Source organism: Bartonella sp. AA81SXKL (genome assembly GCF_042196945.1).
Lineage (GTDB): Bacteria > Pseudomonadota > Alphaproteobacteria > Rhizobiales > Rhizobiaceae > Bartonella.
Genome location: NZ_JBHIRH010000114.1, coordinates 1 through 1,040, shown reverse-complemented (window position 1 = coordinate 1,040; position 1,040 = coordinate 1). Strand labels below are relative to the sequence as shown.

Sequence of the window (1,040 nt, the reverse complement as noted above, 5' to 3'; positions counted from 1 at the left end):
TTTACGATAATTTATCTTTTCTTAATTTCATTTTTTAATTTATGAAAATAGCTCAATTTCAGTGCGAATATTTTTTACTTTAGGATTGGATATTCTTGTTATTTTATCGTGTGCATTTAAAGTTTCTGTTACGAGAATCATTTCTTTCTAGCTACATCCTCTAGTTTCTATGTTTCCATAGATGTCCAAATGTAATGCCTTTTGCGAGAGAATTGGCCATGCTTGATAGTTTGAGTAACAGCATGATGGATATAATGGACAAGATGAGAGCTCCCCCAAACATGGCTGCTACATTCTGGTTATAATCGAGTTTCATATCACTCAAGTAGTTTGCAAAGATATTCATCATCAGATTAAATACAGTCGCTAAGAGTAGAAAGAGGATTATATAATTTACGACTTGGATTAACCATTGCTGAAAAAAGCGATAGGTTGGTTGCCACAGTAAGGCAATGATGAAGATAGGGCCCAATCCTACGAGAAGTGTAATAGCGATTTTTGTCAGTATGACGAGACCACCGCCGATTGCCACGACGGAACTTGTTGCCAGCAAGATGAGGATACCTAAGAGGCTGTAAAGCAATCCATTGGCCTCGAAGAAGATGGTTTCATGGAAAAGACGACCTGCATATTGGAATCCTTTGGTTGCTGCTTTGTCCAATAAATTCATTAACTGTGTATCATTGAGTGGATTTGTCATGAGCGCTTTTGATAACTCATAGGGCATTTGTGTTATTAAATTGGCAATTTCACTTTGATAAAGTCCTGTGGTAAGGGCTATTGAAGTAATAATACTTATTCGCAGGAAACGATTTACAAATCCGGAGAGTGGCATATCGATAGCGCCCCGAATGATAAGCCATCCGTAGATGATGAAAGCGATCGTGATTCCAATTGAAACGAAAGGTGTAATTGTAGCAATTGCTTTTGAGGAAATACCCGTGACATATGTTTGTGTTACCTGGTTAATTTTATCGAAAAGTTGCGTGAACATAGTGAAGTTCATGGCATTCCTCTTTAACGAATTTTCAACTTTTTAT

The 1,040-nt window shown here is 37.0% G+C and carries 1 protein-coding gene; it reads right to left on the bottom strand.

The window, feature by feature from the left end:
- Positions 1-160 precede the first annotated feature (160 nt).
- Entirely contained in the window at positions 161-1,006 is an 846-nt protein-coding gene (locus tag ACFINZ_RS09910; protein WP_375637275.1) for a type IV secretion system protein, read from the bottom strand.
- Positions 1,007-1,040 lie beyond the last annotated feature (34 nt).

Excerpts from the sequence above, each read along its gene's own strand:
- ACFINZ_RS09910 (WP_375637275.1), bottom strand. The coding sequence starts at position 1,006 with ATGAACTTCACTATGTTCACGCAACTTTTCGATAAAATTAACCAGGTA.